The 24,907-nt window shown below is 69.2% G+C and carries 24 protein-coding genes, 1 tRNA gene and 1 riboswitch; of the genes, 12 read left to right on the top strand and 13 right to left on the bottom strand.

Going from position 1 to position 24,907, the window contains the following annotated elements; translation table 11 throughout:
* Positions 1 to 65 precede the first annotated feature (65 nt).
* Positions 66 to 851: a TatD family hydrolase gene (locus tag IEY31_RS06485; RefSeq protein WP_188970161.1), complete on the bottom strand. Its 786-nt coding sequence runs from the start codon at positions 849 to 851 to the stop codon at positions 66 to 68.
* Positions 852 to 974: 123 nt separating this feature from the next.
* Here IEY31_RS06485 and IEY31_RS06480 point away from each other — a divergent pair, with 123 nt between their 5' ends.
* The 3 genes from IEY31_RS06480 to IEY31_RS06470 are packed head-to-tail and all read left to right on the top strand — an operon-like array spanning position 975 to position 3,715.
* On the top strand, positions 975 to 1,586 hold the full coding sequence (locus IEY31_RS06480) for a hypothetical protein (RefSeq protein ID WP_188970159.1): 612 nt from the start codon (positions 975 to 977) through the stop codon (positions 1,584 to 1,586).
* Between the two features lie 58 nt (positions 1,587 to 1,644).
* Positions 1,645 to 2,532 carry an LptA/OstA family protein gene (locus IEY31_RS06475; RefSeq protein WP_188970157.1) on the top strand — a complete coding sequence of 296 codons (888 nt, stop codon included), beginning with the start codon at positions 1,645 to 1,647 and terminating at the stop codon, positions 2,530 to 2,532.
* 10 nt (positions 2,533 to 2,542) lie between these two features.
* Positions 2,543 to 3,715 (top strand): LptA/OstA family protein, encoded by a 1,173-nt coding sequence (locus IEY31_RS06470; protein ID WP_229723366.1) that lies wholly within the window; start codon positions 2,543 to 2,545, stop codon positions 3,713 to 3,715.
* Here the strand turns inward: IEY31_RS06470 and IEY31_RS06465 are convergent.
* On the bottom strand, positions 3,678 to 4,598 hold the full coding sequence (locus IEY31_RS06465; protein WP_188970155.1) for a lactate/malate family dehydrogenase: 921 nt from the start codon (positions 4,596 to 4,598) through the stop codon (positions 3,678 to 3,680). The two genes, IEY31_RS06470 and IEY31_RS06465, sit on opposite strands and share 38 nt — an antisense overlap.
* Positions 4,599 to 4,608: 10 nt before the next feature.
* On the bottom strand, positions 4,609 to 5,073 hold the full coding sequence (locus IEY31_RS06460; protein WP_188970152.1) for a universal stress protein: 465 nt from the start codon (positions 5,071 to 5,073) through the stop codon (positions 4,609 to 4,611).
* 157 nt (positions 5,074 to 5,230) lie between these two features.
* On the opposite strand from IEY31_RS06460, the gene IEY31_RS06455 reads away from it, so the two are divergent.
* Together IEY31_RS06455 and IEY31_RS06450 are read left to right on the top strand one after the other, a co-directional pair.
* The gene (locus IEY31_RS06455) at positions 5,231 to 6,571 is read left to right on the top strand and encodes a CCA tRNA nucleotidyltransferase (protein ID WP_188970150.1); all 1,341 of its coding nucleotides are present in this window, start codon (positions 5,231 to 5,233) and stop codon (positions 6,569 to 6,571) included.
* Positions 6,572 to 6,607: 36 nt separating this feature from the next.
* Complete coding sequence (locus IEY31_RS06450) at positions 6,608 to 8,089, top strand: glycoside hydrolase family 13 protein (protein WP_188970148.1); 1,482 nt, start codon at positions 6,608 to 6,610, stop codon at positions 8,087 to 8,089.
* A gap of 85 nt (positions 8,090 to 8,174) precedes the next feature.
* On the opposite strand, the gene IEY31_RS06445 is transcribed toward IEY31_RS06450, so the two are convergent.
* Positions 8,175 to 9,347 carry an MFS transporter gene (locus IEY31_RS06445; RefSeq protein ID WP_188970146.1) on the bottom strand — a complete coding sequence of 391 codons (1,173 nt, stop codon included), beginning with the start codon at positions 9,345 to 9,347 and terminating at the stop codon, positions 8,175 to 8,177.
* A gap of 164 nt (positions 9,348 to 9,511) precedes the next feature.
* On the opposite strand from IEY31_RS06445, the gene IEY31_RS06440 reads away from it, so the two are divergent.
* Positions 9,512 to 10,081 carry a hypothetical protein gene (locus tag IEY31_RS06440; RefSeq protein WP_188970144.1) on the top strand — a complete coding sequence of 190 codons (570 nt, stop codon included), beginning with the start codon at positions 9,512 to 9,514 and terminating at the stop codon, positions 10,079 to 10,081.
* Between the two features lie 48 nt (positions 10,082 to 10,129).
* On the opposite strand, the gene IEY31_RS06435 is transcribed toward IEY31_RS06440, so the two are convergent.
* From IEY31_RS06435 to IEY31_RS06415, 5 genes are read right to left on the bottom strand one after another with little or no spacing between them, the layout of a single operon-like run.
* Complete coding sequence (locus tag IEY31_RS06435; protein WP_188970142.1) at positions 10,130 to 10,660, bottom strand: isoprenylcysteine carboxyl methyltransferase family protein; 531 nt, start codon at positions 10,658 to 10,660, stop codon at positions 10,130 to 10,132.
* A gap of 10 nt (positions 10,661 to 10,670) precedes the next feature.
* Entirely contained in the window at positions 10,671 to 11,597 is a 927-nt protein-coding gene (meaB, locus tag IEY31_RS06430; protein WP_188970140.1) for a methylmalonyl Co-A mutase-associated GTPase MeaB, read from the bottom strand.
* A complete protein-coding gene (locus IEY31_RS06425) occupies positions 11,594 to 12,334 on the bottom strand; it encodes a histidine phosphatase family protein (RefSeq protein ID WP_188970138.1) in 741 nt (246 codons plus the stop codon). The genes meaB and IEY31_RS06425 overlap by 4 nt, the downstream gene beginning before the upstream one ends.
* Entirely contained in the window at positions 12,331 to 13,395 is a 1,065-nt protein-coding gene (purM, locus tag IEY31_RS06420) for a phosphoribosylformylglycinamidine cyclo-ligase (RefSeq protein WP_188970136.1), read from the bottom strand. The genes IEY31_RS06425 and purM overlap by 4 nt, the downstream gene beginning before the upstream one ends.
* A gap of 60 nt (positions 13,396 to 13,455) precedes the next feature.
* Positions 13,456 to 14,196 (bottom strand): TVP38/TMEM64 family protein, encoded by a 741-nt coding sequence (locus tag IEY31_RS06415; RefSeq protein WP_188970134.1) that lies wholly within the window; start codon positions 14,194 to 14,196, stop codon positions 13,456 to 13,458.
* A gap of 129 nt (positions 14,197 to 14,325) precedes the next feature.
* Positions 14,326 to 14,411: riboswitch (ZMP/ZTP riboswitch) on the top strand.
* A 59-nt stretch (positions 14,412 to 14,470) separates the two neighbouring features.
* Here IEY31_RS06415 and purH point away from each other — a divergent pair.
* Complete coding sequence (gene purH / locus IEY31_RS06410) at positions 14,471 to 16,003, top strand: bifunctional phosphoribosylaminoimidazolecarboxamide formyltransferase/IMP cyclohydrolase (RefSeq protein WP_188970132.1); 1,533 nt, start codon at positions 14,471 to 14,473, stop codon at positions 16,001 to 16,003.
* Between the two features lie 4 nt (positions 16,004 to 16,007).
* Complete coding sequence (locus tag IEY31_RS06405) at positions 16,008 to 16,877, top strand: bifunctional 5,10-methylenetetrahydrofolate dehydrogenase/5,10-methenyltetrahydrofolate cyclohydrolase (RefSeq protein ID WP_188970129.1); 870 nt, start codon at positions 16,008 to 16,010, stop codon at positions 16,875 to 16,877.
* Between the two features lie 114 nt (positions 16,878 to 16,991).
* Here the strand turns inward: IEY31_RS06405 and IEY31_RS06400 are convergent, their stop codons facing one another.
* A complete protein-coding gene (locus IEY31_RS06400; protein WP_229723365.1) occupies positions 16,992 to 18,323 on the bottom strand; it encodes a glycosyltransferase in 1,332 nt (443 codons plus the stop codon).
* A 177-nt stretch (positions 18,324 to 18,500) separates the two neighbouring features.
* On the opposite strand from IEY31_RS06400, the gene IEY31_RS06395 reads away from it, so the two are divergent.
* Positions 18,501 to 18,590: transfer RNA gene (locus IEY31_RS06395), tRNA-Ser, on the top strand.
* A 134-nt stretch (positions 18,591 to 18,724) separates the two neighbouring features.
* Here the strand turns inward: IEY31_RS06395 and IEY31_RS06390 are convergent.
* Entirely contained in the window at positions 18,725 to 18,964 is a 240-nt protein-coding gene (locus IEY31_RS06390) for a hypothetical protein (RefSeq protein ID WP_188970127.1), read from the bottom strand.
* A gap of 174 nt (positions 18,965 to 19,138) precedes the next feature.
* Positions 19,139 to 19,609 carry a hypothetical protein gene (locus IEY31_RS06385; RefSeq protein ID WP_188970125.1) on the bottom strand — a complete coding sequence of 157 codons (471 nt, stop codon included), beginning with the start codon at positions 19,607 to 19,609 and terminating at the stop codon, positions 19,139 to 19,141.
* 63 nt (positions 19,610 to 19,672) lie between these two features.
* On the opposite strand from IEY31_RS06385, the gene IEY31_RS06380 reads away from it, so the two are divergent.
* The 3 genes from IEY31_RS06380 (at position 19,673) to IEY31_RS06370 (ending at position 23,615) form a co-directional block, all read left to right on the top strand.
* Positions 19,673 to 20,578 carry an aminoglycoside phosphotransferase family protein gene (locus IEY31_RS06380; protein ID WP_188970124.1) on the top strand — a complete coding sequence of 302 codons (906 nt, stop codon included), beginning with the start codon at positions 19,673 to 19,675 and terminating at the stop codon, positions 20,576 to 20,578.
* Between the two features lie 272 nt (positions 20,579 to 20,850).
* Positions 20,851 to 22,569, top strand: a complete 1,719-nt coding sequence (gene hflX / locus IEY31_RS06375; protein ID WP_188970301.1) for a GTPase HflX — start codon at positions 20,851 to 20,853, stop codon at positions 22,567 to 22,569.
* 107 nt (positions 22,570 to 22,676) lie between these two features.
* Positions 22,677 to 23,615: an endonuclease/exonuclease/phosphatase family protein gene (locus tag IEY31_RS06370; protein ID WP_188970122.1), complete on the top strand. Its 939-nt coding sequence runs from the start codon at positions 22,677 to 22,679 to the stop codon at positions 23,613 to 23,615.
* 38 nt (positions 23,616 to 23,653) lie between these two features.
* On the opposite strand, the gene IEY31_RS06365 is transcribed toward IEY31_RS06370, so the two are convergent.
* Entirely contained in the window at positions 23,654 to 24,778 is a 1,125-nt protein-coding gene (locus IEY31_RS06365) for a PQQ-dependent sugar dehydrogenase (protein ID WP_188970120.1), read from the bottom strand.
* Positions 24,779 to 24,907: the final 129 nt, after the last annotated feature.

Here is a 24,907-nt window from a genome sequence, read left to right as displayed (position 1 = left end):
CGGGCGGGCGGGGCAAGTTGGGGCGAGGTTGCGGGCGGAGACGTTCGACGCTCCTACCTCTGTATTTAATCCTCAATTCTACCTTCAGCCCCCAATCCATACACCCGCCGAGCGTTCGCATCCGTCATGCGCTCCAGCGTATCGGCGGGCATCTCACGCAGGGCGGCGATGAACTCCAACGTGTGACGCACGTAACCGGGGCGGTTGGGTTTGCCGCGTTTAGGCACCGGGGCCAGGAAGGGCGCGTCGGTTTCCAGCAGCATGCGTTCCAGGGGCAGGGTGCGGGCGGCGGCGTGAATCTCGTGCGCGTTCTTGTACGTGGTGTTGCCCGCAAACCCAAAGAAGGTATGTTCGCCGCGCTCCAGGCCAAAGCGCAGAAGGTCCGGGTGACCGCTGAAGCAGTGCAGGATCACCGGCACGTCCGGCCACCTGCCCAGCACGTCCATCACGCCCCGGTGGGCGCTGTCCTGCCCAGCCTTGTCGCGGGTGTGGATCACCAGCGGCTTGCCCACGCGCCGCGCCAGTTCCAGTTGCCACTCGAAGGCGCTGACCTGTGCAGCACGCTTGGTGTCGTCCCAGTAATCGTCAAGTCCGCTCTCGCCGAGGCCCACCACGCGCGAATGGCCCGCCAGTTCTTCCAGCTCGCGCCGGGCCTCCGGGCTGTCCTCCCCGGTGTCGGTGGGGTGCAGGCCGACGGTGGCGTACACGTCGGGAAACTGTTCGGCCAGAGCCACGGCGTTGCGGGCGTGTTGGGGGCTGGCGCCGATGCAGACCATCGCGCTCAGGCCCAGTTCCCCCCGTGCAGAGGCCGGGTCTTCTAGGTAATCGAGGTGGCAGTGGGTGTCGATCATGCGAGACAGGGTAAGCGGTATGAGCAGGGCAGACCCAGCCTGCACCGCTCTTCCCCCGCTCCCCCCCACTGCGCCCATCCCAGGCCCACCACTCTCATGAGGGCCGGACGCTAGAGTGCCCGCGTGCAGAAAACGGGCCTCTACGCGCTGCTGGCGATCCTTATCTTCGCCCTGATCTTCGCCTTCTTGCCGGGCGCAGGCCGGGGCGGGCCGCAAACAGACGCCACCCTGCGGGGCGTGGAGCTGCGCCTGTTTCCCTCCCGTGACCCGGACGCGGTGTGGAGCTTTTCGGCGCAGAACGTCAGCAGCAATCCCGTGTCCAACGAGACGGTGTTGACCGGGATTTCCGGCGGCAAACGGGTCCTGAAGGAACGCGACGCCAGCGGCAGGCTGACGGGCCGCGAAACGCTGGACGCCACGCTGGACGCGGACCGGCTGACCATCGACGGGCAGGATGACATGACCACGCTTAAGGCCAGCATCAGGCTGGTCAACGAATGTGCGGGCATCGTGATGAAAGGAACGCGCCAGAACCCGGTCAAGATCGAGCAGGGCTACGGCTTCACGGCGCCGGTGGCCGACATCACGTCGCCCTTCCTGAATGGTCACGCCGAGAAACTGCGAATGTCGTTCCAGTTCGACCTCGACGACATGGACAACGACACCTCCTCGACCTCACTGAACCTGAACGCCACTGAGAAATGCCAGGACGGACGGCTGGTTCCCACAACCTGACCCTGCTCCCGACAGCAACCTTCATCCACCCACCACAGATCCATCCAAGGAGAACCACATGAAACGAATTGCCCTGATGATCGGCCTGCTGAGCCTGACCGCGCTGGCCCAGACTGCCGCCAACCCCAACCGCATCGTTAAAATTCAGGGTGGGGCACGCGGCAACGTCCGAACTGGCCCCCTGACCTACAGCGGCAACCCGGTCAAGGCCACGGTCAGCACCCTCAAGATCGAATCGGCACAGGCCACCCTGGCTGCCCCCAGCGGGGTCTCGCTGCTGGAGGCCGAGGGCAAGCGCACCGCCAATTTCACCGGGAATGTGCAGGTGGAGCGTGGCCGCCTGAGCGCCGAGGGCAGCGCCCTGGCCTACAGCGAGGCCACCGGACAGGGCGTGTTGAGCGGCACCCCCAGCGCCACCTTTGTGCCCGAGGACAAGGAGGACGGCGACAAGGTGAGCATCAGCGCCTCGCAGATGAGCCTGGACGTGGACAACAACATCTCCACCAGCACCGGCAGCGTCCGCCTGACCAACGGCAACCAGACTGGCCGGGCCGACAAGCTGGTGTTCGATGAGGACAAGGAACTGGCCCAGATGACCGGCACGCCCAGCCTGACCCGCGCCGCCAGGGGCAACCAGAAGGAGCTGACCATCACCGGGCAGGAGGTCCGCGCGCTGACCAAGACCAAGACGCTGTACGTGTCGGGCGGGGTCAAGCTGGTCCAGGGCACCCAGACCACCACCGGTAACGCGGTGTACTACGACGACCGCAAGAACGTGGCCTATGTGGTGGGCAACGCGGTCAGCGTAGACAGCAAGAGCAAGGTCACGGTGCGTGCCCCGGCCAGCGGCTATCTGGAACAGCGCACCGACCTGGGCCGCGTGCGCGCCCTGAACTCGGCGTACAAGATTCCGGCCGAACAGTTCAAGCTGAGCGGCGAGAAGTAAGCTAGAGCCTATGCTGCGTTCCGGAATGGTAAGGGGATGGGTCACGCTGGCCCTGGCACTGGGCGCGGCGCTGCCGGTGTGGGTGCTGGCCCAGGACGCGGCCCCGGCGCCCACACCGCCCGCCCAGACGCAGCCGCCGCCCACGCTGCCCGCCGCCCCGGAACAGACCACCCCACCTGAGCCCACGGACCCAGACGCCGAACCAGAAGCCGCGCCGGGCGCGGAAACCTCCAGCCTGGAACTGGTCCGCAAGAGCGACACGGACGGCCAGGAACGCCGGATTCGCATCGTTAAAACTGGCATCACTGATGACACAGGCATCTTCGCGCTTTGTGGTCCACAAGGTGACGATCCTCCAGAAACGCCCACACTGGCCGTGTTCAGCGAGACCGGGCCGGGCGGCGTGCGCATCACCATCGACAAGAACGTGATCCGGGTGCCGCTGGCGGTGGTGACGCAGCAGCAGCCTGAAGACGGCCAGGAGGGCAGCGACGGACGGGTGGAGGCCAGTGCCGGAACCGCCCGATTCTTGAATCCAGACGAGGTGCCGCCGGATGCCACGGACCGCCTGACCCGCTGTGAGGTTCAGGCCACCCCCAAACCGGCCCCCGACACGGTGTTTGTGACCCAGGGCAAGACCGAACTGAAGGGCCAGAAGCTGGTCTACGACGAGACGGACGGCATTGCCCGCATCGACGGCCCGGTGACTTTTCAGCGGGCCAACGAGACCGACCCGCTGACCGGCAGCAGCGAGCGCATCGAGGTCAACGTGGACGCGGAGACCACCACGCTGGTAGGCAACGTCGTCCTGAACAGCGAGGGCGGACGCGTCAGCCGGGCCGGGCGGGTGGAGTACGACGACGCGGCAAATCTGGCCCGCCTGATCGGCACGCCGGAGCAGCCGGCCGTGAGCGTCAAGGGCGGCGACACCCTGCGCGCCGGAATGATCCTGTATGACCTCGACCGGAACGAGGTCTACGCGGTCAAGGCCGAGGGCGGCACCATCACCGGGGAGTTTGTGGAGGAGGGAGACGCACCGGACACCGGTTCAGCTGCCCCGGCCACGTCCCCCACAACACCTCCCGCGCCGACCGGCACTCCCCCGCAGACGCCGGACCCGAACACGGACCCCAACGCCTCACCGCTCAGTCCGGCAGGCCCAGCCGTTCCACCGACGCCCTGAGCACCGCCGCACTCCGTTCGAGTGCGGCTTTTTCGTCCCCGGTCAGCAGCGGCATCACGCTGGCCTCAATGCCGCCCGCCGCCACCACGCGCGGCAGACTGAGGCTCACGCCGTACTCGGGGGTGGGGGCGCTAACGGTCAGCACCGCGCGGCGATCTCCCAGTATCCGCTCGGCGATGCGGGCCAGCGCCGCCCCAATGCCGTAATACGTGGCCCGCTTGCCGCCGATGATGCTGGCGGCGGCGTCGCGCGTACCTGCCTCGATCCCGGCGCGGATCTCGGGCTTCCAGGGCAGGCCACGCGCCGCCATAAAGTCGGCCACCGGCAGCCCGGCCACCGTGACGCCGCTCCAGGCGATGACCTCGCTGTCGCCGTGCTCGCCTAGCACGTAGCCGTGGACGTTGGTGGCGTCCACCCCGGCGTGCTGCGCGATCAGCCAGCGCAGGCGGGCGCTGTCCAGCACCGTGCCGGACCCCATCACCGCATGTCCGGGGGCCAGCCGGACGGCCAGATCGGTCAGCGCGTCCACCGGATTGGTGGCGATCAGCAGCACCGCGCCGGGGGCGTGCGCAGCCACCTGCGGAATCACCTGCCGGAAGATGTCAGCGTTGCGGTCCAGCAGTTCCGGGCGGCCCTCGCCGGGCTTCTGGTTGGCCCCGGCAGCGATGATGACCACCCGGCTGCCTTCCAGCGCCGGATAGTCGCCGCTGCTCACCCGCGCCCCGTGGCTGATGGGCGCGGCGTGGGCGATGTCCTGGGCCTCGGCCCGCGCCCGGTCCCCGTCCTGATCCACCAGCACCAGCGCGCTGCACGAGCCGCGCAGGGTCAGGGCGTAGGCGGCGGTGGCCCCCACCAGCCCCGCGCCGACAACCCCGACCTTCACAGGCGGCCCTTCAAGGGCGGCGGTCCGGCAGGCGCACGGTCAGCACCGGGATGGGACTGCGCCCCACGATCTTCTCGGCGCTGCTGCCGATGAAAAAATGCTCCAGCGCCCCCTGCGCGTGCGTGCCGACCACGATCAGGTCCGCGCCCCAGCGGGCAGCGGCCTCCACGATCCCCGTCACTGGATCGCCCACAAGCTGCTCGGTTTCCTCGCCGTCTTGCATCAGGGCCGCCAGCCGCTGGGCGTCGGCGTCCTCCAGGGAACTGAGCAGACCCGCGTCGAACACCGCCGGGGTCACGCCGCCCATCAGGTCCGGCGAGGTGGTCACCCGCGCGTCGGTGACGTGCAGCAGCCGGATCTGCGCGCCGGGAAAGCGGGCGCGGGCCACCTCCAGCGCGTGCTGGCTGGAGGGCGAGAAGTCCACGCCCACGGCAATCCTGGCGAAGGTAGTCGGGGTCGGTCCAGTCTGGGTCATACCTGCAACTTACCCGTGCCGGTGGGTGGGAAGCAAGACGCACAGGGTGAAGGCGCACCTCACGGACCCCAGGCCCTGCTCTGCCGCACGTCTCTGCCGCACGTTCACGGGCACCGGTAAGGGGGCCGGGACCCCACGGCACAGTTACCATGGCCCCATGTTCCGCCGCCGCCCGCCCCTGCCTCCATTTCCACCCGGCAGCCTGCTGGTGGGCGGCGCGGCACGGGACTGGCTGCGCGGCGTGTCCCCGAAAGACTACGACTGGGCCGTGCCAGATCCGGCAGGGGCGGCCCGCGCGATGGCGGACGCCCTGGGGGGTTCGGCCTTCGCACTGGACGAGGAACGCGGGTACTGGCGGGTGCATCTGCCGGACGAGGACCACCACGCTGCGCCGCACCACGACTTCGTGCCGCTGCCCGCCGACGTGACCGAGGATCTGCTGCGCCGGGATTTCACGGTGAACGCGCTGGCCCTGACCGGGGACAGGAAGATTCTGGACCCGGCGGGCGGGCGGGCGGACCTGAAGGCGCGGCGGCTGCGGATGGTGGGCGCGGCCAACCTGCGGGCCGACCCGCTGCGGGCGTGGCGGGCGGCGCGGCTGGAGGTCACGCTGGGCTTCCGGCTGGAAGCGGACACCGAACAGGTGATGCGCGAGGTGGCGGCGGAACTGGCCCACGGCGCACTGAAGCGGCCCGCAGCAGAGCGCGTCCGTGACGAGGTGCAGGCCCTGCTACGCCACCCGGACGCCGCCCACGGCGTGAAGCGGCTGGAAGATCTGGGGCTGCTGGCCCTGACGCTGCCGGAACTGCGCGAGGGCATCGGCCTCCAGCAGGGCGGCTTTCACCATCTGGACGTGTTCGGGCATGGGCTGGAGGCGCTGCATCAGTTGCTGGCCCGGCAGCCGGACGCCCCGCTGCCCCTGCGCTGGGCCGCCCTGCTGCACGACGTGGGCAAACCCCGTTCACACACGGTAGACCCCGAGACAGGCCGCACCCACTTCTATGGCCACGACAAACTGGGCGCGGCGCTGGCCACGCAGATGCTGGGCCGCCTGAAACTGCCCGCCGGCGACATCCGACACGTTGCCCGGCTGGTGGAGGCCCACATGGTCCCGCTGCCTGCCGGGGAAAAGGAGGCCCGGCGTTTCGTTCACCGCCGCCGTGACCTGCTGCCGGACCTGTTGTGGGTGATGCTGGCGGACCGCGAGGCCGCGCGGGGGCCCAGCAGCTCGGCCGCCAGCCGCCACGCCTACGCCGCCGCCATGGGCCGCGTGCTGGCGGCGCTGGAAGACCGGCCCGCACCGCCCAGGCCCCTGCTGACCGGCGCAGACGTGATGGCGCTGCTGGGTCTCTCGCCCGGCCCCCGCGTGGGCGAGGTGCTGCGGGCGCTGAACGAGGCGGTGGCGCTGGGCGAGGTGACTGACGGGGTCGGGGCGCGAATGTTCGTCGAGAATTGGAACGCGCAAAATGCAGGACAACCACAGCGCCCTGCTGAATGATCGTTGTCAGTCGGGCTCCGCTATGCTGGCGCGCAGATGACCGCCGTGCAGAACGCTCCCCATACCGACACCCAGACCGCCCACCCCACCACCCCTGAATGGGTCAAGGACGCCGTGTTCTACCAGATCTTCCCGGACCGCTTCGCCCGCAGCGGACGGGTGACCGGCATGAACTTGCAGCCGTGGGGCGACACTCCAGAATTCAACCGCTACATGGGCGGCGACCTGTGGGGCGTCATCGAGCGGCTGGACCACATTCAGGGCCTGGGCGTGAACGCCATCTATTTCTGCCCGGTGTTCCAGTCGGCCAGCAATCACCGCTACCACACCCACGACTACTTTCAGGTAGACCCCATGCTGGGCGGTAACGCGGCGCTGCGGGCCCTGATCGACGAGGCCCACGGGCGCGGCATGCGCGTGGTGCTGGACGGCGTGTTCAACCACAGCAGCCGGGGCTTTTTCCAGTTCAACGATCTGCTCGAACAGGGCGAGGCCAGCGCCTACCGTGACTGGTTCCACCCGGAAAGCTGGCCGCTGCACCCCTACGACGACGCCCGGCCGGCCGGCTACGCGGCGTGGTGGGGCAACCGCGCCCTGCCCAAATTCAACACCAGCAACCCCGCCGTGCGCGACTTCCTGTGGGAGGTGGCCGAGTACTGGACGCGCTTCGGCATCGACGGCTGGCGGCTCGACGTGCCCAACGAGATCGACGACGACTCCTTCTGGCAGGAGTTCCGCCGCCGCGTCAAGGCGGTGAATCCCGACGCGTACATCGTGGGCGAGATCTGGGGCGACGCCCACCGCTGGCTGCGCGGCGATCAGTTCGACGCCGTGATGAACTACCACTTCACCCGCCCCTGCCTGGCCTTTTTCGGTGCCCGCACCCTGGACCACCCCATGAACGAGCGCAGCGGCACGGGCCGCGTGGACCCGGTGGACGCCCCGGCCTTCGCCGCCCGTATGACTGAAGTGGCCCACATGTACCATCCGGAAATCGTCGCTGCCCAGCTGAACCTGCTGGACTCGCACGACACCGCCCGCTTCATCACGGCGGTGGGCGGCGACCCTTCCGCCTTCCGCCTCGCCACCATCTTCCAGATGACCTACCCCGGCGCGCCGTGCATCTACTACGGCGACGAGATCGGCCTGCAAGGCGGCCCCGACCCCGACTGCCGCCGGGCCTTTCCCTGGAATGATTCAGAGTGGGATCTGGACACGCTGGAGCTGACCCGCACGCTGACGGCAGCCCGGCACACCAGCCGCCCGTTGCAACGCGGCAGTTTTGAGGTCCTGTATGCCCAGGGTGAGCAGTTGCTGTTCGCCCGCTGTCACGAGAACCGCTGCGCCTACGTGGCCCTGAACTGCGCCCAGGACCCGGCCCGTGTGGCCCTGCACGGCGTCGAGGCGGGGCGGTACCGGGACGTCTTGAGCGGTCAGATTCATGAATTGAAGGATGGCGCGGAGCTGGAGGTGGGCGCGCGGGGCGGCGCGGTGCTGGTGTGGGAAGAGCAGGGCTGAAGCCCCTGACCGCCAGCCCTCGACCGAGCAGCAAGTAAAGAGCCCCTCCCGCAGGTGGAGGGGGCTCTTTCGTCTGCGTCCAGGCTCAGCTGAATTCGGTCTTGTCCGGCTCTGGCAGGCGGTAGGCGATCACGGCGCTGGGAATCAGCAGGCTGATGCTGACCAGGGCCGCCGTGGTGGGCGTGGTGGCGTCGGCCAGCATCCCCACCAGGAAGATCAGCAGGCCCGCAAACCCCCAGGAAAAGCCCATCATGATGCTGCTGGCAACCGCCACATGCTCGGGGGCGTATTCCTGAGCGGTGACCACGCCCACCGGGATGCTGGCGTTGACCGCCGCGCCCACCACGAAGGTCAGCGGGTAAAACCACCACTGGCCGGGGTTGGACAGGATCAGCACGGCGAAAAACGGAATGGTGGTCAGGATGGCGGCGCGCAGCACCGGGGTGCGCCCGTAGCGGTCACTCAGGCGTCCGCCCACAATGCCGCCGATGGCGCTGGCGAGGGCGTAGATCGCCAGGGTCACGCCCACCTCGCGCAGGCCAAATCCCCGCGCGTACAGCATGAACGGCAGCATGGTGTTGTAGCCCATGCTGGCCAGCGAACGCAGGACTGCCATGCCCCACAGCCACTGCATCGGCCCCCGGAAGATCTGAACGTACACGCGCAGCTTGATCTTCCGGGCCTTCTGCGTGCCTGACGGCGTGACCGCAAACGTGATGGCCGCGAACACCACGCCGATCAATGCGAACCACGGCAGGTTATTCAGGCCCACCCCGGCGAAGACCGGTCCCAGCGCCATGCCCGCCGTGCCGCCCGCGCTGAAGATGCTGGCCCACAAGCCGCGCTTGTTGGGCGGGCTGTTCTGCGCCACATACGCCGCCCCTGCCGGGTGAAAGAAGCCGCTGCCGAAGCCGGCCACCGCCACCAGCAGGATCAGCGCCCCGAACCACGGCACAAAGCCCATCAGGGTCAGGCCCAGCCCCGTCATCAGTGGCCCCAGCGCGGCAGAATAACGACGGTCCAGCCGCTCGCCCAGGATACCCAGCAGGGGCTGCATCACGCTGCTGGTCAGGCTGTAGACGCTGGACAGCAGCGTGACGGCGGCGATGCTCACGCCGTACTTGCTCTGCAGCGCGGGCATCAGGGGCGTGAGCATCGCGCCGTAGGCGTCATTGATGAAGTGGCCCGCCGTCACGGCCAGGGCGACGGCCGTGCCGTGCTGAATCACGGGGGTCGGGGTGCTGACACGGACCTGCATATGCCAGAAGAGTATCCCGCGCTGCTGCCTCCGGGCGGCAGGCCGTCCGGTCAGGCGGATCGGCTGCGGGGCAGACGGCCTCTGCCCCCAGAGGTGCGCGTCCAGCGGGGGTGCAGGGGCCACCACACATATGAAATCTCCCCGGAAACCGTTAGGCTACGGGCATGGCCAAGACCCTTCTCGCTGCAATTGCCAAGGTGTTGCCCAGCGAGACCCAGTTTGAAGACCGTCTGCGCGACCTGAGTCTGCGTGAGCGCGATGCTGTCCTGGACCACTTCAATCTGACCCTGCCGGATTTTGACGTGATCATCGCCCTGCCCAACGCCGAGAAGATGGCCCGCGCCCTGGCCCGCCTGCGCGGCACCCCGGTGGTGCTGGCGCAGCCGGATGCCACGGCCCTGGCCGGGCTGGACCCTGCAGCGTCGGCCGAGAGGGGTTCAGACGAACACGCCAACCACTGGTCGCTGCCCACACCGGCCCCCTTACCCGAGGACCTTCAAACGGCCGTGGTGGTGACGCGCCACCTTCAGTGCGGCCTGCCCGAACTGCTGATCGCCCTGCTGGCCGCCAAACGCGGCTGGACCGTCCGCGCGGTGGCCGCCGTGGTGGAGCGCAGCAATTTTCAGGGGCGCACGCGCCTGGAATTGCAGGGCATGGCAGTCCACGCCGCGCTGCAGATCGCCGACACGCCCCGGGGGCTGGAACTCGAACGGCGTTTTCCCACAGCGGAATAGCCCGCCGCGCAATAGCCCCCACCCGCACCGCCAGTGCGGAACCCCCCGTCAGCTGCGGTACGGACGGGCCGCAGCGTAATTCGCTAGCGCCCGTTCCTCGGCCGGAATGCGGATCAGGACCAGCAGCCCGGCGTTCAATAGCGTGAACACCAGTGCCGTGCGCCACGCGCCCACGGCCAGCGGCGCGCTGAGCAGTTCCAGCGCCACCACCGCGTAGTTGGGGTGCCTGAGCAGACGAAAGGGACCGCCTGTCACCCGCTGCCCGCCCGGCACGATCAGGATGCGGGTGTTCCAGTACCGGCCCAGCGTGCGGATCACCCAGTAGCGCAGCGGCTGGGCCAGCACGAACAGGGCCAGCGCGGGCCCGTTCACCCGCCGCCCGGACGCCCGGCCTTCCAGCAGGGTACAGACCATCCACGCCGGATGCAGCACGAAGAACAGCGGGTAATGTTCCTGCCCGTATTCCACCGCGCCGTGTTCGCGCGCCCAGCGCTCATTGGCACGGGCCAGCCGCAGCTCCAGCAGGCGCTGAACGCCGAGAAAGGCGAGCAGCAGGGGGGCGAGGGTCCGGGCCTTCACTGCCCCGTGCTCACGAATCGCCCAGCAGTTCGTCCGCCGCCGCCTCGGCGTCCAGTTCGCCGCGGGCCACGCGGGCGTAGAGGTCCCCCACCTCGCGGGCGCGGCGCAGCAGGCGCTCCTGCACCAGCGAGCGCACCTCGAACTCGGCCCGCAGGCGGCGGCGTTCCTGCAGCCCCGCCTCGCCCAGGTGGGCGCGGTGTTTCAGCACCGCCTCGATCACGCTGTCCACGCCCTCACCCTTCGAGGCAATCGTCTTGCGGACCGGGGCCAGCCAGGTGTGCTCGTCGTGCCAGCCCAGCGCCTGCGCCGAGGTCAGCTCGCGCACCGTGCGGGACGCGCCGGGCAGGTCCGACTTGTTCACGGCGATCACGTCCGCGATTTCCATGATGCCGGCCTTGAACGCCTGCACGCCGTCGCCCCCGGCGGGCGTGACCACCAGCAGGGTGTGGTCACACGCGGCGGCCACGTCCACCTCCGACTGCCCCACGCCCACAGTCTCCAGGATGATCCAGTCGAAGCCCCCGCCCTCCAGCAGCGCCAGCACCGCCATCGTCCGGGCCGACAACCCGCCCAGCGCCCCCCGGCTGGCCAGGGAACGCACGAACACCCCCGCATCGGCGTGGTGCCGCAGCATGCGGATGCGGTCCCCCAGAATCGCCCCGCCGGAATACGGGCTGCTGGGATCCACCGCCAGCACCGCCACCCGCTGCCCCCGTCCCCGCAGCGCAGCAATCAGGGCGTCGGTCAGCGTGCTCTTGCCGCTGCCGGGGCTGCCGGTAATACCCAGAACCACCGAACGGATGCCGCCCGCCCGCGCGAGCTTGAGCAGTGGGCGGGCAGCGGGCAGCCCCGCCTCGGCCAGCGTGACCGCGCGGGCCAGGGCACGCAGGTCGCCCGACTGGTAGCGGGCGGCGAGGTCCGGGGCCGGGGCGGTCACTGCGGCTGTCCCAGCACGTCATCGGCCTCGGTGGCCTCGATCAGGTCTTCCAGATGCGCGTCGTCGTTGAACCCCAGCAGGGTGCCGCTGTTCTCGCCCAGCAACACGCGGGTGATGCTGGTGTTGGTCACGCTCAATCTTGCCCAGGCGTTGGCAGGCACGCCGCCCAGGGCCAGCCCCACCGCCACGCGCACCACGCCGCCGTGCGTGAAGACCAGCACCCGCTGACCCGGATGGCGGGCACGCAGGGTCTCAAACGCCGCGCCGCTGCGGGTGTACAGGTCCTCCATGCTCTCGCCGCCGGGCCGCCGGGTGGCCCAGGGATCGGTCTTCAGCGCCTGCAGGTAGTCGGGATGGCGCTCGCGGATGTCTGCGATGACCAGCCCCGACAGCTCGCCCACGTCGATCTCGCGCAGGCCGGGGTCAGGCTGCACGGCGGGCGGCCCTTCCAGACGCTCGGCCACCGCTTCTGCAGTCTGGGAGGCGCGCCGCAGGTCACTGGTGTACACCGCGTCGAAGTGCTGCCCGGTCAGGCGCTCGGCCAGACTGGCAGCCTGGAGAATGCCGACGTGGCTCAGCGGCACGTCCGCCTGCCCCTGGTAGCGGCCCTCGGTGTTCCAGGTGCTCTCGCCGTGGCGCACCACCCAGAACTCGGCGGCGCTGCGGCGGTCCGGCGGCGTGAACCCGAAGGGGGCCAGCCGTCCCTTGGACGCCCTGGCCTTGGAAGACGAGGTCAAGGCCTCACCCCGTCAAACGTCACGCCGTCTCCGGCCACCATCTGCCCGATCACCCACGGCTGCTCGCCCGCGCCGCGCAGGGCCGACAGGGCCGCGTCCGCCTCGGCGGCAGGCACGATGAACAGGAAGCCCACGCCCATGTTCAGGGCGCGGAAGGCCTCGGCACGGGCCACCTGCGCCTCCTTCACGATCAGCCGGAACAGCGGCGGCACGGTCCAGGACGCGGTGTCGATGTTCATGCCGACGCCCGGCGGAAACACGCGCGGCGGGTTGTCGATCAGGCCGCCGCCGGTGATGTGGGCCATGCCGCGCACGTCGACCCCGGCATTTTTCAGGGCGTCATGGCCCGACACGTAGGCGCGGTGCGGCACCGGCAGCAGCGCGGCCAGAGTCTGTCCGTCCAGATCGGCGCGGGCTTCGTGCCAGTCCAGTCCGTCTAGTGCCAGCCGCGCCAGCGAGAACCCGTTGGTGTGCAGCCCGGCGCTGGGCAGCGCGATCACGGCGTCCCCGGCCCCGATGCGCGAGCCGTCCACCAGCGCGGCGCGGTCCACCACCCCGACAATCGTGCCCACAATGTCCAGTTCGCCGTCCACGTACACGCCGGGCATCTCGGCGGTCTCACCGCCCAGCAGGGCCACGCCCAGCGCCTCACAGGCCTGCGCCGCGCCGGTTACCACCGCCGCCACGCCCTCGGGGTCCAGGCGGCCCATCGCCACGTAGTCCAGAAAAAACAGGGGCCGTGCGCCCTGCACCAGAATGTCGTTGACGCAGTGGTTGACGATATCCGCGCCCAGGCCACCGGGCTGTCCCAGCCGCACGGCCACCTTGGTCTTGGTGCCCACCCCGTCGGTGGAGGCCACCAGCACCGGGTCCGCCAGACCCGTAAAGGCCGAGGCACTGAACAGGCCGCCGAAGCCGCCGATGCCGCCCAGCACGGCGGGGGTGTGGGTGCGGGCCACGGCGTCTTTCATCAGGGCCACGGCGCGGTGTCCGGCGTCGATACTGACACCTGCGCGTTCGTAGGCGGACGCGGTTGGGGCGTCCTTATCGGTCTGAGTCATGGTCCTCCTGCCCCGCACGGTCCCGGCGGGCATGAGGCGCAGTTTACCCGAGCCGGAGCGTCAGGTCTTCGGCTGGGCGTCCTGGGTGGGGGCCGCCTCGGCCCCGGCGGGCGTGGTGCCACGCCGCCGCGCCAGCCCCCAGCGCACCAGGACCACGCCCCCCACCACCAGCGACATGATGGCCAGCCCCCACAGCAGCCGACTGGCCGATTCCGACAGCCACACCACCAGCAGCGTGACCGGCAGCACGCCCACCGCCGTCGCCAGCATGAACGGGCGGAACCCCATGCGGGCCGCCCCCGCCACCAGACTCAGCACCTCGGCAGGCAGCACCGGCATCAGGCGCACCAGCAGCACGCCCTGCGGCCCGTGCCGGTTCATGAACGCCTGCGCCTGCGCCCGCGGCTTCTCGCCGGCCAGCGCCCGGACCATCGGTTCGCCCAGCGCCCGGCCCAGGCCGTAGCCCGCTGCCGCGCCCAGCAGCGCCCCGGCAAACACGATCACGAAGCCCACCACCACCCCGTAGGCCCGCACCGTTACTGCCGTCAGCACCAGCGAGGGCAGCAGCGGAATCACCGCCTGAATCACGTAGGCCACCAGAATCGCCACCGGCCCGGCCCAGCCCAGCGAGCGCACGAAGGCGTGCGTCACTTCCGGGTCGTGCGAACTCAGCGCCGCGTATCCGCGCCCCAGGAACCCGCGCACCTCAGGCAGCAGCAGCAGGCTGAGAAAAAATGCCGCCAGTCCCGTCATCAGGATCAGATGCAGGTGAATCCGGGGGGAGCGGCGGACGGCAGTCATCCTTTTCAGTGTAGGGGGCAGGGATGTGTGCCGCGCCCGACCATTGGATGAGTCTCAAGGCGGCGGAGCCGGAGCGTGTACGGCCATCTGCACCCTGGCCTGGGTCCTCCGCTGCGCTATGCTGTGCCCACAGCGGGCGGCAACTGGCGCTGAACGTGGGCCAACCACGGGGAAGCCGTCCTTACAGCACCTGATCGCGCGCCTGGGTCGGACGTTCGCCGCACACACGGCGCGTCCGGAGTCTTTTCTCAGATCTTTCCCGGAGGCGGTACACATGGGCAAACAGGCTCTGATTTCGGTCAGCGACAAGACAGGCGTGGTGGAGTTCGGGCGGTCCCTGGTGGAGCGCGGCTGGACCCTGCTGAGCACCGGCGGCACCTTCGCGGCCCTGCAGGCGGCAGGCGTGCCGGTGACGGCGGTCAGCGACGTGACCGGATTCCCCGAGATGCTGGACGGGCGCGTCAAGACGCTGCACCCCGCCGTCCACGGCGGCATTCTGGCCCGGCGCGAGGCCGGGCACCTGGCGGAACTGGCCGCGCAGGGTTACGGCACCATCGATCTGGTGTGCGTCAACCTGTACCCCTTCCGCGAGACGGTGGCGCGGGGCGCACCCGACACCGATGTCATCGAGAACATCGATATCGGCGGCCCGGCCATGCTGCGTTCGGCGGCCAAGAACCACGCGGGCGTGCTGGTGCTGGTGGACCCGGCGGATTACGGCGTGGCACTTCAGGGCGAGGTCACGCCGGCCGAGCGCCGCCGTCTGGCCGCCAAGGCCTACCGCCACACGTCCGAGTACGACGCGGCCATCACCGCGTACCTGGAGGGCGACTCGGACGTGCTGCCCACCAGACTTCCCCCCGAACTGACCCTGAACCTGTCGAAGGTGGCTGAGGTGCGCTACGGCGAGAACCCCCACCAGCCCGGCGCGATCTACCGCTGGGGCGCGGCGCATGGCCCGGTGATCGACGCCCGCGTGGTGGCCGGAAAACCCATGAGCTTCAACAACTACGCCGACGCCGACGCAGCCTGGGCGCTGTGTCAGGAGCTTGAGCAGCAGGAGCAGGGCATGGTCTGCGTGGCCGTCAAGCACGGCAACCCCTGCGGCGTGGCGCGCGCCGACGACGTGCGGGCCGCCTGGGAACTGGCGCGGGACGCCGATACCCTCAGCGTGTTTGGGGGCGTGGTGGCGGTCAGCGGCACGGTTGACCTACATGCGGCGCAGGCCATGCGCGGCACCTTTCTGGAAGTGCTGATCGCGCCGGACGTGACCCCCGACGCGGTGGAGTGGTTCGCCGCCAAGAAACCCGATCTGCGCGTGTTGATCGCCGGGAAGGCTGAGGCGGTCAGCGTGCTGGACCTGCGTCCGCTGGCCGGAGGCTTCGCCGTGCAGGAGCGCGACGCCCGGCCGTGGGATGACCTGTGCCCCGAGGTGGTCACCACGCGGCAGCCACGGGACGAGGAATGGAACGACCTGCGCTTCGCATGGGCGACGGTCAAGCACGCCCGCAGCAACGCGGTGGTGCTGGCGCGCGGCGGCGTGAGCGTGGGCCTGGGCGCAGGGGCGGTCAGCCGCATCTGGGCCGCCGAACGCGCCGTGGCCAACGCGGGCGAGCGGGCGCACGGGGCGTCCCTGGCCTCCGAGGCGTTCTTTCCCTTCGATGATGTCGTGCGGCTGGCAGCGGGTGCCGGGGTCACGGCAATCCTGCAACCCGGCGGCGCCAAGCGGGACCCGGAGGTGATCGCCGCCGCCAACGAACTGGGCCTGAGCATGGTCTTCACGGGTTCGCGCCATTTCCGGCACTAGGGACATGGCAGACAGCGAACACGCGTCGTCTCCCCTGCTGGGCAAGCCCCTGGCCGACGGGGTCATCCGTGACGTCCGGGAGGACCTGAAGCGCTGGGAGTTTCGCCCGCACCTGGTCAGCGTGCTGGCCTCTGACGACGAGGCCTCGCGGGTGTACGTGGACAGCAAGGCCAGACGCGCCGGGCGGCTGGGCGTGGACTTCAGCGTGCGCGAGCTGGGGGCCGGGGCGTCTCAGCCCGAGCTGGAAGCGGCGCTGCGTGAACTCTCGGCAGATGAGGCGGTCCACGGCGCCGTGCTGGAATTGCCGCTGGCGGCGGGCCTGGACGCAGACGCCGCTCTGCTGCACATCGCGCCGCGCAAGGACGTGGAGGGCCTGACGCCCGCTAACCTCGCCCTGATTGCGGCGGGGCGGGAGGCCGAGGCGCTGCTGCCACCCACACCGCGCAGCGTGCGCTTCCTGCTGCGGCGTGTGCTGGGTGACGACCTGCGCGGCCTGCGTGTGGCCGTGATCGGGCCGGGACGCACGGTGGGCCGCCCACTGACCTTCATGCTCAACAACCGGGGCGTGACCGTGACGCTGTGCAACGAACACACCCGCGACCTGGGGGCCGTCCTGGCCCCGCTGGACGCCGTGGTGGTGGCGGTGGGCCGCGCCGGACTGCTGCGCCCGGAACACGTTCAGCCGCACCACGTCGTGATTGACGCCGGAATCAATGTTCAGGGCGGTGGCGAGATGGTGGGCGACGCCGAGCCTGACCTGCCCGTGCGCGCGCAGACCCCGGTGCCCGGCGGCGTCGGCCCGCTGACCAGCGCCCTGATGTACCAGAATCTGGTGCGCGCCGTGAAGTTGCAGCGCGGCGAGGCGGTAGAATAGGGCAGCGAATCGCCAGCGCCACAGCCCACTGTCGATCAAGAGCCGTCCCCGTTTCGAGAAGGGGACGGTCTCTGCTGTGCGGAAGCCACACGGCTCGGCCGTGCTTGATGGTGCCTAGTCGCTGCCCACCGTCAGCAGTTCGGCGGGCTGTCCGCTCCTCTCGCCCGGCTCGGCGTGGCGCTGGCTCTTGTCCCAGGTGAGGCGACCCGTGAAGTAGTGCTTGTAAGCCATGGGCAGGCTCAGGAACAGCGCGAAACCGTAGACCGGCAGGCTGGCCAATGTAAACGCCGTGCGGCCCAGCGACAGGCTGTTCTCGCGCCGGTAGCGGGCCACCCACTGCAACTGGATCATCACGTTGATGACGGTGATGACGGCGCTGACCTGCGCGTCCAGCACCAGCCCCTGCGTCCCCAGTGCCCAGCGCAGGGGCTGGGTCAGGAACGACAGCACAATGATGCCGCTCAGCCACGGACTGAGAATGAAGTAGCTCAGATCCAGGCGGGCCAGGATGGGCACGGGCCTGCTCCACAACTGCGCCAGATAGGGCAAGCATTGCATGGTGCCCTGCGTCCAGCGGGCGCGCTGGCGCGAGAAGCGCCGCAGGTCAGGCAGACCCTGCTGGGTGACCGCCTCTTCCAGAAAGACCAGCCGGTGCCGGGGACTGACCAGCCGGGCTTCCACCGCGCTGCCGAAGTCTTCCAGCAACACGTCGGGCCACGGCGTCTGCCCGGCACCGAACATGGACGCCACGTAGCTGGCACGCATGAACTGCCCGTTGCCGCACAGGGCAGCGCTGTGCCACCACGAGCGCATCAGCTGGATGTGGCGGGTGATGAAGAATTCCATGTCCTGCTGCTGCTCCAGCATCCGGCCCACGGCGGTCTTCAGGCTCAGCTGGCCGGGCGACTGCCGGATCCGCACGCGCGCCTGCGCGGCCACCACGTCCCCGTGCGCCATGACGCGCCGCGCTTCGGGCAGCAGACCTGGCGTCACGCGCCCGTCGGCGTCGATCACCACGAAGACTTCTTTTTCCAGGTTCGCACCCGCCGCCCGCAGGTTACGCAGCACCTGCGACACGGCCCAGTTCATGGCGCGCCCCTTGCCCTGGCGGGCCTCCGGGAAGTGGCGGCGCAACAGGGTCACCCGCGCGTCGCCCGCTGCCAGCCGCTCCACGATCTGGGCAGTGCGGTCGTCGCTGCCGTCGTCGATCACCGCGATCCGGGCGTCCGGGGCCACCTCACGCAGGTTGCGGACGGTGGCCTCGATCACCGCTTCCTCGTTCAGGGCCGGCACGACGAAGGTGAAGTTCAGCGCCTCGTCCGGCGCGTGCAGACGCCGGGGCCGGGGCAGCGTGGCCGCCAGCAGCATCTGCAGAAAATAAAGGCCCAGCATCAGCAGGCCCAGCAAGTCAAGAATGGTGAGCAGTCCGTGCAGCGCGTCCGTCAAAATGTCCCCCGGTGTGGCATCGGGCGCTTGGCCCAATTCCTCTCAATATGCACTGGAAAAGCTGGCGATGGAAAGGGGTAAATGAGAATCGCGCTGTCCGCCCGGCACCCCGCAGGCCCCTTTCCCCTTGCGAAGAGGCGTGCTACACTCCCGCTTGCCCATCGTTTGAACCGGCGCGGAGAGGTGCCAGAGTGGTTGAATGGGTCAGTCTCGAAAACTGAAGTACGGGCAACTGTACCGTGGGTTCGAATCCCACCCTCTTCGCCAGACCAGGACGCAGCGCCCCCAGCCCACCCGGCGGGGGCGTTCGCCTTATTTCAGCAAGTTTTCGTTTCACCGGGGAAGAGGCGCGGGCATGGCAAACGCTAGGATCACCCTCACCGCTGCGCTTGGCGTCAGCGTCACCCCGAACAGGGCAGACAGGGCCAGAAGTACATGGCGGGTCTCCTCTGGCGGTCCCACCACACCAGTCCCACGGTCAGCACCACGCCCGCCAGCGTCGCCAGCGCGGCCACCAGCAGCGTCCAGCCCGGCGCACGGCGTCTGTTCAGGGTGGCGAGCCGGACCATCGCGGCGGTGGCCGCAATCCCGGCCACCGCCGCCAGGAAAATCCGCAGCAGCTGCCGGGAGAGGCTGATCATGCCTCAGCGCACCGGGCGAAAGACAAACGCCACCGGCAAAACTGTCCCCGCCCCCGCCCGCACGGGGTGAACGCTGGAAATTTCAATCCTCTCCGTCCAGACCACAGCACCCGCGGGTAGGGACACCGCGAGAAGCTGACCCGCGCTGGAAACAGGCGGCCGCCGTGCCTGCTTTCAAGGCGGCCCCGCCGTCAGGCTCGCCAGATGGAAGCGCAGTGCTCCGGTGTGATAGGCGGCGTGCGTGACAGCCCCGAAGGCGATGCGCAGCCCTTCCGGCGAGAGGGGCAGGTACAGCGCGTCGTACAGGTTCTGGCCTGCGCGGGCCAGCGCGACGAGTTCCAGACGCCACGCCTGCGGAGTGGCCGGACGCACGCTCCAGGCGTCGGCCTCGTCCGGCAACAGGGCGTAGGGGTCCGCGAGCTGGGCGGCGGCCAGGTCCAGCGACTGCCGCAGGTGCACGGTAACTTGCGCGGGCGTGGGGCGGCCCGGGGCAGCGGGCGCACTGGCCTGCGCGGGCGTCAGGGCGTGAACGGTTCGCAGCAGCCCCGCCTCGCCCACGCTGAACAGGCCCACGGCCAGCGGGCCGCCGTCCGGGCCGTACAGCACCTCGCGCAACATCTCGCGCAGCAGTTCGGGGGTGGACATGGGAGTCAGTGTAAGCCGTTCAGTGTATGTCCGGCGGCGGCGGGCGGCGGTAGGCTCGGGCCAATGTCGCTTGATCTCAAGATGCACCCCGACGAGATTCACACCGACGTCTCGTTGGTGCGTCGGCTGCTGGCCACGCAATTTTCCGACTGGGCTGCCTTGCCCGTGCGCCGCGTCCAATCGTTTGGCACCGATAACGCCCTGTACCGGCTGGGCGATGGTCTGATGGCCCGGTTGCCCCGCATCGGCTGGGCGGTGGGGCAGGTGGAAAAGGAACTGGAGTGGCTGCCCCGGCTGGCCCCGCAGCTGCCGTTGCGCGTGCCCCAGCCGCTGGCGCTGGGCCAGCCGGGTGAGGGTTACCCGTACACCTGGGGCGTGTACCGCTGGTTGCCGGGGGCGATGCTCCCGTTGTCAGAAATGGCGGCGCGTCCTGAACTGGCCGGGCAACTGGCCGAGTTCGTGCTGGCGCTGCGGGCCTGCGACACCACCGGGGCGCCGCATGCCGGGAGTCCCGCCACCGATCTGCACACGCTTGACCCGCACGTCCGCGCCAGCCTGGACACCTCGGCGGCGTGGCTGGACGCCACAACCCGCAGAAACATCACCGCCGTCTGGGACGAGGCAATGCAGCTTCCGGGGTGGGTGGACCCCCCCGTATGGGTTCACGGTGACCTGCACAGCAGCAACCTGCTGTGGGACGGCCAGCGCCTGAGCGCCGTGCTGGATTTCTCGGCCCTGGAACTGCATGACCCGGCCGTGGACCTGATGCCCGCCTGGAATGCCCTGACTGCCGGGAGCCGCCGCATTTACCGCGAAAGGTTGCAACCCGACGAAGCCACCTGGGAGCGCGGCCGGGCCAGGGCACTGGCCAAGGCCCTGTTCGCGCTGCCGTACTACCGGGACACCAATCCCGAAATCGTGGCGCGCAGTTGGCACACGGTGCGGGAAGTGCTGGCGGACGTCCGCTAGGCCACCTTGCCGATGCGCCGCCCGTCGCCTCTGCGGTACCCTGAACCCACGATGATCAAGATCTGAGACCTGCCCCGGTTCTGCTGCCTGCGAATCCATAGCCGCCTGAAGGCATTGCACACCTTTGTAACTGCGCCAGGGCGGTATTCTGAGGCCAATGACGGAACCCTGCAGCCACCCGCCGCGCGAACCTTGTTCGGGCCTGGCGAGGCCGGGCTGTTCCCCCAATCCAGACTTCACCCTCTGTACCCTTAGAAAGGATGTGAATCCACATAGATAAAGTTCTTGGAAATACTTCTGGCCTGCGCCCCGCACAACTGAAATCACTGGGCAACCTGTACCGCCGCCGCGTTGAGCCGGGGCGGGTGGGTTCCCCCGAACTGGCCCGCACGCTGGCAGACCTGTCGCGCGAGATCCGGCGCGAGGTCAGCGTCCTGATTGACCGTCGCGGGCGCATCCTGAGCGTGTCGGTGGCCGACGCCAAGGCGGCGGAACTGCCGGCCATCCGCGCGGGCGAGAACCGGCTGGCGGGCTACCACCTGCTGCACGCTCACCCCAAGGGCGGCCCACTGAGCAAGGGCGACCTCTCCGCGCTGTTCCTGAACCGGCTGGACGCGGTCTCGGCCATCGACGCGAAGGATGAGGGACGGCCCGGACCCGTCTACACCGCGCACCTGACCCCGCCCGGCACGGTGGGCGAGGAGGAAGACTGGCGCATCCTGCCGCCGGTGCCCATTTTCCAGATCGACGACTTTGACCTGGGCGCCCAGGTGTCGGCGCTGGAGGAGGAAATTGCCCGCGCCGCCCGCACCCGCGAGTCCAAGAAGGACCGTGAACGTGCGCTGCTGGTGCAGGTGGACCAGGGCGAATTCGACGCCGAGGAGCGCCTGGAAGAGCTGGGCGAACTGGCCCGCACCGCCGGGGCCGAGGTGGTCTACAAGGAGCTGATCTTCCGCCGCAACCTCAAGGCCGGAACGCTGGTGGGCGCGGGCAAGCTGGAAGAACTGACCAGCCGGGCCTACCACCTGGACGCCGATCTGCTGATCTTCGGGCAGGAGTTGGGAGCGGCGCAGGCCCGCGAGATCGAGGCGGCGACCGGCCTGAAGATCATTGACCGCACGCAGCTGATTCTGGACATCTTCGCGCTGCACGCGCAGGGGGTGGAGTCGCGCCTGCAGGTCGAACTGGCGCAGCTGCGCTACATGAAGCCCCGGCTGCTGGGTGCGGGCGCGCAGCTCTCGCGCATCGGCGGGGGCGGGGGCAGCGCGGCGGGGGGCGCGATCGGCACACGCGGCCCCGGTGAAACCAAGCTGGAGCTGGACCGCCGCCGCATCAACGACCGCCTCAGCTTTCTGGAAAAGCAGCTGGAAAGCGGCTCGCTGCGCCGCGAGGAGCGCCGCAAGAGCCGGGAACGCAACGACATTCCGGTGGTGTCTATCGTGGGCTACACCAACGCGGGCAAGTCCACGCTGCTCAACGCCTTCACGCACGCTGCCGAGGCCCCCCGACGCGTTCTGGCCGCCAACAAGCTGTTCGCCACGCTGCGGCCCACCAGCCGCCAGGGCTTTATCGAGGGCATCGGCCCGGTGATCTTTACCGACACGGTGGGCTTCATCCGCGACCTGCCCAAGGACCTGACCCGCGCATTCAAGGCCACGCTGGAGGAAATCGGCGACGCCGACGTGCTGCTGCATGTGGTGGACGCCGCCAGCCCCGGCGCGGACACCCGCCTGAACGCCGTGAACCGCATTCTCGAAGATCTGGGCTTCGTGGAGATGCCCACGGTGGTGGCCCTCAACAAGGCCGACGCCGCCGCGCCAGAGACGCTGGAACGCGAGATCGAGCGCACCGAGGGCGTGCCGGTCAGCGCCCTGAAGAACATCGGCCTGATCGAGCTTAAGGAGGCCCTGGCCGACGCCATTGGTCAGGTGCAGCGCCAGGAAATGGCCCAGCGGGAAGAGGCGCGGGAAGTGGCGGCCCAGTACCGCTGACCCACCCGTCAGGGGGGGGCGAGGGCTTTTGCTCCCGTCCCTCTTCTAGACCGATATGACTTTGTGTTGACGCCGCCTCTCACCGGGGTGTGACAGGCTCGGTCCCGATGTTCCGCTCGCGCCTCGCCTGGGTCTACTTGCTGTTCGCCGTGCTGGTCTGGGGGCTGGGCGAAGTCCTGGGCGAGAAGACGCTGCCCACGTTGCTGCTGGCCTATACGCCTGCCGTGCTGTGGCTGGTGCCTGCGCCAGTGGTGCTGCTGTGGACCGCCCTCCAGCGACGGGGGATTGCGGTGGCGCTGGCCGGAACTCTGCTGGCCGCCTGGGGCGCGGGTCTGTTGCACTGGACGCCGCAACACAGCGGACAGCTGCGGGTGCTGAACTACAACGTCAACAGCGGGTACCGGTCCACGCCGGATCGGCTGGCCGCCGTCCTGAAGGGGGCCGATGCGGACGTCATCCTGTTGCAGGAATCCAACTTTCAGCCGCCGGGCTACACCGAGGCGCTGACCGCCGCCCTGCCCGGTTACACCCTGCGCTCGGCAGCGGAGGTCATGACGCTGACCCGGCTGCCCGTTCTGGCCTCGGAAAAGGTGGCCCTGCCCGGCAACCGGCGTGAGGTGCTGCTGACACGCTTGCAGTGGCGCGGGCAAGCGCTGACTGTGGTGAACGCGCATCTGGGAACGGTGCAGGTCACCGCCGCGCTGACCGGAAATTTCACCTATCTGGAACGAACCCGCAACAACCGCGCGGCGCAGGCGCAGGTGCTGCGGCAGATTGCCGGGCGGACCCCGGGCCGGGCGCTGCTGGGCGGTGACCTGAACACCCCGCCGCGTGGCGTGATCTACCAGAGCCTGCAGCAGGCATTCGGCCCAGACGCCTTCATGCAGGCTGGGCGTGGCCCCGGCTGGACCTTCCCTGGCCTGCATGTGCGCATCGACCACCAGATGGCGCGCGGCTTGACCCCGACACGCGCCACCGTTCTCACGGCCCAGGAAAGCGATCACCGGCCGCTGGTGGTGGACTACCAGCGGGAAGACGCGCAGTAGTCGCCGCATCTCCCCTGTGGTACAAATACCCCGCCGCGCTACTTCTGCGCCAGCTTCAGGATCCGGCCGCTGCCGTACTCGGCCACGTAGACCTCGCCCGCCTCATCCTCGCCGAAGGTGCTGGGGTTGGCCACCTTGCCCAGCGTCTTCTTCTCCCAGGTGTTGCCCTGGGCCGGCGCGGCCCACACGGTTCCGGTGGCGAAGTCGGCGAAGACGTATTGCCCCTTCAGCGCAGGAATGGCCTTGCCCCGGTAGACGTAGCCGCCAGTGATGCTCTGGCCTTCCGTGCGACCGTATACCAGCACCGGCTCCACGAAGCCCTTGTCGGTGCAGCCCTTCTCGAAACACTCGCGGCCCTCGCGCACGCGCCAGCCATAGTTCTCGCCGCCTTTGCTGGCGCGGGGCTGGAAGTCCACCTCCTCGAAGCTGTTCTGGCCCACGTCCGCGATCACCAGTCCGCCGCCCTCGCGGTCAAAGCTGAAGCGCCAGGGGTTGCGCAGGCCGTAGGCCCAGATGTTGGGGTTGGCTCCCGCACGGTTCACGAAGGGGTTGCCTGCGGCGGGTTTGGCCGCGTCCCCGGACACGTCGAAGCGCAGCAGCTTGCCCAGCGGCGAACCCAGGTCCTGCCCGTTGTTCTTGGGATCGCCGCCCGAACCGCCGTCTCCCAGCCCCAGGTACAGGAAACCGTCGGGGCCGAAGGCAAGTTGTCCGCCGTTGTGGTTGCTGTACGGCTGCTTGGCGGTAAACAGGGTTTTGGCGCTGGCCGCCTCGGCGCGGCTGAAGTCGGGGGTGGCGGTGTAACGGGCCAGCACCGTGTCGCCGTTCAGGTCGGTGTAGTGCACGTACAGGCGGCGGTTGGTCTTGTACTCCGGATCGAAGGCCAGCCCGATCAGGCCGCGTTCCCCGTCCGCACGGGTCAGCTTCTGGGCGTCCAGAAACAGGCTGTTTCTGATCTCGCCGTTCTCGATCATGCGGACGCGCCCGTCCTGCTGCGCGACGTACAGACGGTTGGAACCGTCGCCCGCGTGCGCGATGGCCGTGACCTGTTTCAGTCCGCTGACGAACGGCTCGAAGGTGACGGCAGGTGCAGTCTGCGCCGAGGCGCCGGCCAGCAGCGCCGCAACACCCCAGGCCAGCATGGAACGGGAATTAAATTTAGCCATGGTCCAGTGTGACCCGGCTGCGGCGGACCGGACTGTGAGCGCTGCCGCGAAGGCGTGAAGACCTCTTTAGATCTTTCTTCCCTGCTGGACGGCCGAAACGGGCAGCATCAACCCCATCTTGACCCTGGA

This window comes from Deinococcus aerolatus, assembly GCF_014647055.1.
In the GTDB taxonomy this organism is placed as follows: domain Bacteria; phylum Deinococcota; class Deinococci; order Deinococcales; family Deinococcaceae; genus Deinococcus; species Deinococcus aerolatus.
The sequence above is the reverse complement of the archived record's forward strand: the minus strand, read 5'-3'. Positions and strand labels throughout refer to the sequence as shown.